Annotated in this window: 6 protein-coding genes; 5 read left to right on the top strand and 1 reads right to left on the bottom strand. The window is 55.0% G+C overall.

What is annotated here, in order from left to right; translation table 11 throughout:
• Positions 1-349: 349 nt before the first annotated feature.
• On the top strand, positions 350-1,144 hold the full coding sequence (locus JL015_RS01070) for a helix-turn-helix transcriptional regulator (protein WP_201017066.1): 795 nt from the start codon (positions 350-352) through the stop codon (positions 1,142-1,144).
• Positions 1,145-1,767: 623 nt separating this feature from the next.
• A complete protein-coding gene (locus tag JL015_RS01065; RefSeq protein ID WP_201017065.1) occupies positions 1,768-2,214 on the top strand; it encodes an HNH endonuclease in 447 nt (148 codons plus the stop codon).
• Between the two features lie 115 nt (positions 2,215-2,329).
• Here the strand turns inward: JL015_RS01065 and JL015_RS01060 are convergent, their stop codons facing one another.
• Complete coding sequence (locus JL015_RS01060; protein WP_236250126.1) at positions 2,330-3,022, bottom strand: histidine phosphatase family protein; 693 nt, start codon at positions 3,020-3,022, stop codon at positions 2,330-2,332.
• A 284-nt stretch (positions 3,023-3,306) separates the two neighbouring features.
• Between JL015_RS01060 and JL015_RS01055 the strand changes: the two genes are divergently transcribed.
• From JL015_RS01055 to JL015_RS01050, 3 genes are all read left to right on the top strand, one after another.
• Positions 3,307-3,981 (top strand): response regulator transcription factor, encoded by a 675-nt coding sequence (locus tag JL015_RS01055; RefSeq protein ID WP_201017064.1) that lies wholly within the window; start codon positions 3,307-3,309, stop codon positions 3,979-3,981.
• A gap of 215 nt (positions 3,982-4,196) precedes the next feature.
• Positions 4,197-4,319, top strand: a complete 123-nt coding sequence (locus tag JL015_RS27875; protein WP_268939517.1) for a hypothetical protein — start codon at positions 4,197-4,199, stop codon at positions 4,317-4,319.
• A complete protein-coding gene (locus JL015_RS01050; protein ID WP_236250125.1) occupies positions 4,316-5,503 on the top strand; it encodes an acyl-CoA dehydrogenase family protein in 1,188 nt (395 codons plus the stop codon). The genes JL015_RS27875 and JL015_RS01050 overlap by 4 nt, the downstream gene beginning before the upstream one ends.
• The last annotated feature ends 9 nt before the right edge of the window (positions 5,504-5,512 follow it).

Raw genomic sequence — 5,512 nt, 5'->3', positions numbered from 1 at the left:
GGTCCAGGTCCTTCCAGGCAGTTAAGCCGCGGATTCAAGCACCGCCCTGCCGAACCTGTATGTCCCCAAAAACCCCTACAATGGCCTAGAGCCACCATACAAAAAAACCTTGACAGCCGTTTCAGCCCTATAAAGTAGTAGCCTCGACCGCTCGTCACAAAATGCAATGACCGCCCTTGTAAAATAAAGTTCACAGCTATTAATTGGCTTGTCCCGGTTTTCCACTACAGACACAAAACAGCGCCTTGGGTTGAATACCAGCATTACCAGCGTCATTATTCAGGCGTCAACATAAGGTGTCGGCCACTGGAACACCCTTAGTACAGTCAGAATCAGGGAAGATAGAAGTATGAAACTGACAACCAGTCATGAGCACAACCATGACCCGCGTTTTTATCAGCAACTGGGTCAACTGATTTCCAGCACCGGCAACAGTGCCTTTGCCAGGCAGATGCTACAGCTTGTCGATGCCTTGGTGCCCATTCACGGACTCGATCTCTGCGAATGGACCCTGAACGCGCCGCAGCAAAGCATCAGCCAGATCAACCGTCTCGGCAATGCAGGCCTGCAACATGATTTTCCTGTAACCGATAGCCGACACCACCCACTCCTGCAAAGCATCCTGAAGATGGAGGCACCCTTGCTTATCCAGCTCAAGGTGCCCTCGAACAAACAGAACCCACAGAACATCACCCACCAGTGCAACCTGGTCTCAAGCAATGGCGATCAGCGCTGGGTGATCTGCTTCTATCGCCTGCCAACCTTGCGACCGTTTTCCCTGTCCGAGCTTTCGCTGCTCAAGAGCCTTTCGGAAACCCTGTTGCCACTGGTCGAGCATCATAGCCAACTCCTCGCCCAGCCAGTCGTCCGTGGAGCAAGCACGGCACGCATCGAACCCGAGCAAGAAGCAGAAGCCGCATCCATGCACCAGGCCTTCAGCGGCCGACTTGCACAGGATGCGATCAACCTGTCAGCACGCGAGCAGGAAGTCTGCCTGGGCCTGCTGACCGGCGGCACCGTGCCGGAAATGGCACAGCGACTGCGAGTCAAGGCCAGTTCGGTGGAAACCTATCTCAAACGCGCCACCGTGAAGCTGGGCATCAGTGGGCGACATGGCCTGGCAAGGTGGATGGCGGGTGCCTGAAGAGGCTGTGTGAAAACGACTGCGTTCGCTATCCAGACACGTTCCTGCGCCACTGGCCATTTGGACATAAAAGCGCTCAAATAGCTTGCTTGCCAAGCTATTTGACGGAAAACCCGGGATAGAAGAATGCGATTGCCGTATCCACTGCTCCTCGCACTATGTTTCGGACTCACCCTTGCAGGCTGCAGCCTGCTCAAACCCAAACCTGATACCCCCTACAACCGGGGCTTCAATGCAGGCTGCGAGATCAAGCGTAAAAACGGAAGTTTCAGTGACCGAGACAATGACGCCCTGGTGGGGCTCCAAAACGCTTACTCCGAAGGCTGGAATGCAGGATATCGGTCATGCAACAAGCCCGACACCGTAATCTCCACACCCTATGATAAAGAGCAGGAGCAGAAGAAGAACTGCAATGCAAAGCACAGACTGTGTTACTGATGAGATGCCCCGGCTCTGCTTCAGAAACCCCGTGCCTCAAGTGCTGGATGCAGCCCGATACCTTGACGCTGCAGTCTCTGCTCACCTGGCGAAAAATACTGAGCTTGCCGAATATCTGATCCGCGCTGCCAACATGGATGAGGTCCGGGAATGGACAGAGTCATTATGGGGAAAAGCCAGCCAGTATGTTAAAGCGCGAACGGTTCCGGGAAGCGCCACCAAAGCTGCTCAAGAACAACCGAATCCCGGTCAGGATGCCGAGTGTGGCCGAGAAGAAAATGGTTCATCTGCGCGACGGTTTTCACTGCAGGTTCTGTGGTGTACCTGTAATACGAGCGGAAATACGTAGTGTGCTGGCAAAAAACTACCCAGACGCCTTGCCTTGGGGGAAAACCAACGCTGGCCAGCATGCGGCCTTTCAAGCCCTTTGGGCTCAATACGATCACGTTCTGGCCCATGCTCGCGGTGGTGACAATAGCCTCGAGAATACCGTGCTGACCTGTGCGCCTTGCAACTTCGGCAAAATGAACCATACCGTCGAAGAGCTCAACCTTATTGACCCCAGGAAACGAGATCCCGTGAAAAGCATGTGGGATGGACTGGAGCGACTTCTGAATAGCCCTCTTTCGTGAGCTTGCCGCAATGTTGCCTGTAAGCAAGTCGTCGCGGCCAAGGCCCCTCCCACATTAGACGTGTACGTCTTAACTGATCGGCATACTCCGTCGGCAAGAGCGCTCGCGGCGAACCTCAATTCAACTGAACGTTACTCAAAGCTCCCCAAGACCCTGCGCCCAACGCCCCTAGCATCTTCGGTGCATGCCTGCCATCCACCCTCACAAAGAAAGCTTGCGTGTAAGCGCTATCGCGTTGCCCCCCACGAACGCCCATCTTGCGCTCGAAGTGATCGATGCAGCCGCTGTGGGTGATCAGCACCAGATTCTCGCCTGGTTTCTTGTGCGCCAGCACCGCATCCTTGAAACCACTGTCGCAATCCTCAACCCAGCGTTGAGTCGGCGCTGTCACCGAGATCAGTTCAGCCGTTTGCCTTGTTCGAGTCAACGGGCTGGTAATGATGCTTGTCTTTTCCAGCCCCAACTGCTGCAAACCGGCTCCAACTTTCATGGCCGCCTGGCTGCCAATAACGGTGATGCCATCAGCATCGCCCATGCAGGCATTATGAGAACGATCACAACGTTCGGCATGCCTGATCATTACGACAACATCGCCTTTTGCCCACAGGCCATGAAGCCCCGACCTGCTCATATTATCGCCCACGCCCAAATCAACAATACGAGTCGCTGTCCATAACCAGACAAAAACTGCCAAGAGCGCGGATAGTGCAAGAAATAGTGCGACATTCTTTATGCCGAACTTGTTGGCATGTTGTTTATGAAGAAGTTGCTTTTCGGACGCCACACTATAAAGCCGAGTAAAAGCCACGCCATGATTCCTTGACCAGAGTTTTTTCGGTTTTTACAGGTGATGCATTCGCATCCCCGACCTCATGCCCGCAGGCTATTCAAGGCGCTGTCACCGAGAGGTCAATGAGTTGTCAAGTTTTCGTAGGAAAAAACGCTGCTCAGGGCACAGCAAAGAAAGTCTGTCTGATGAGGGGAAATGCAAAGAGACTTTTGACAACGATTTCACTTTAAATTGACTTTTACCTGAGTACCTTTGCCTCCAACTGCTACAGGCCCTACGCCAGAAAGTTAAAGAGCTGCGTAATGCGCATACTTGTTATTGAAGATCACAAAGATATTCTCGCCAACATCACAGAGTACTTCACCCTGAAAGGATTTGAAGTGACTGGGGCACTGGACGGACTAACCGGGCTACATCATGCCGTCACCGGCAATTACGACGCCATTATTCTGGACCTCATGCTACCAGGCATGGACGGTATTCTCCTGTGTAAAACCTTGCGGGAAAACACCGTGCAGCATGTTCCCATCTTGATGCTGACGGCTCGTGACGCCCTGGATGATCGTATATCAGGGTTCAATGTGGGTGCAGACGACTACATCGTCAAACCCTTTGCACTGTCCGAGTTACTTGCCCGGGTTGAATCCGTCGCACGACGCTTTAGCGGCATGAAAAAACGCATATTGCAGATACATGACTTGACGTACGACCTGGACACCCTGGAAGTCAGACGTGCAGGATGCTTGCTCAAGCTGAACCCTACCAGCATGGTACTTCTTGAACTGCTCATGCGTAAAAGCCCGGCCATAGTGAAGCGGAAGGATTTTGAGCAAGCGCTCTGGGGCAGCAATACACCCGACTCGGATAGCTTGCGGACCAGTATTTACACACTGCGCAAAGTCATTGATAAGCCTTTTGATATCCTTCTGCTGCACACCGCTCATGGCATGGGTTACAAGCTGCAAGGCCCAAGATAGGACAGGCCACTTCTTCCCGTGCCTGCCCACCCTCATACACCCCCACCACTGTTGCCCCACCAACATCTGAGCAACAGAGCACGCCCTCAAGCAACACCACCACCCCGCCAAAAACCATAAACCCGATTGAAATCAGCCTGTTAAGTTCTGGCACAGGACTTGCGACCTGAGCGACGCAGCTCTGATCACGGAGCTTCATCACAAAGGAATCGAACATGAGCGGACTCTTGAAGGTCATCGCTGTTTCAGGCGGGACCTGTTGCCCTTTTATCCTGACTGCCAATACGGTGCTGCCAGACAACTGGCTTGAGCCGATCTGCATGAGGGGATGCCTGTGACATCACCTGTGCCCGCCTCCTTTACTTCTCCGCTGCTACTGGCCCGCAACCTGGCGGCAGAGTTCGCCATCAATGCCGCCGAGCGCGACAAGAACGGTGGAACGCCACTGGCCGAACGCGACGCCCTGCGTCGCAGCGGGCTGTTGGCCCTGAGTATCCCGACCCGCTTTGGTGGCCTGGGTGCCAACTGGCAGGAAACGTTCGACGTAGTGCGTGAGTTCGCCAGGGTCGACAGTTCCATTGCACATGTATTCGGCTTCCACCACCTGATGCTGGCCACGGTTCGACTGTTCGCCAGTCCCGAGCAATGGCACCCGTGGTTCGAGCAGACGGCACGACAGAACTGGTTCTGGGGTAACGCGCTGAACCCCCTCGACACCCGCACCGTAATGAAAACCTTTGATGGCTGGCGTGAGTTTTCCGGACGCAAGAGCTTCTGTTCAGGGGCCAGCGATTCGGAAATGCTCATTGCCTCGGCGGTGGATGAAAATGCTGGCGGCAAGCTGGTAATTGCCGCTATCCCCAGTGGTCGCACCGGCATCACTCTGCACGACGACTGGGACAATATGGGCCAGCGTCAGACCGACAGCGGCAGCGCCACTTTCGAGCGGGTACGTATTGAAGAATCGGAACTGCTGCTTGATCCAGGCCCGTTGAGTACACCGTTTGCCTGCCTGCGCCCGCTGATTGCCCAATTGCACTTCACCAACCTGTTTCTGGGCATCAGTGAAGGTGCCTTTGAGGAAGCCCGGCAGTACACCCTCAAGGAAAGTCGCCCGTGGTTCACTTCCCAGGCGCGGGATATCAGTGAAGACCCTTATGTGTTGCGTCATTACGGCGAATTCTGGGCAGCGCTCGAAGGGACACGCGCCCTGGTCGAACGCGCTTGTGTGCAGCTCGACGAAGCCTGGAACAAAGGCCCGGAACTGAGCAGCGAAGAACGTGCGCGCCTTGCGCTGTCCATCAGCAGCGCCAAGGTTGCGGCCACTCGCACGGGGCTTGATCTGTGCAGCCGCCTGTTTGAAGTGACCGGGGCCAGAGCCACCCATGCCGCCCTGCGTCTGGACCGCTTCTGGCGCAACCTGCGTACACAGACCCTGCACGATCCGCTGGATTACAAGCTACACGAGCTGGGCGACTGGGCCTTGAACGGCAAGCGTCCGACACCGACCTTCTATTCCTGAGCGAGAGCC

The sequence above is a fragment of the Pseudomonas cichorii genome (assembly GCF_015471405.1).
Taxonomy (GTDB): Bacteria; Pseudomonadota; Gammaproteobacteria; order Pseudomonadales; family Pseudomonadaceae; genus Aquipseudomonas; species Aquipseudomonas serbiensis.
The sequence above is the reverse complement of the archived record's forward strand: the minus strand, read 5'-3'. Positions and strand labels throughout refer to the sequence as shown.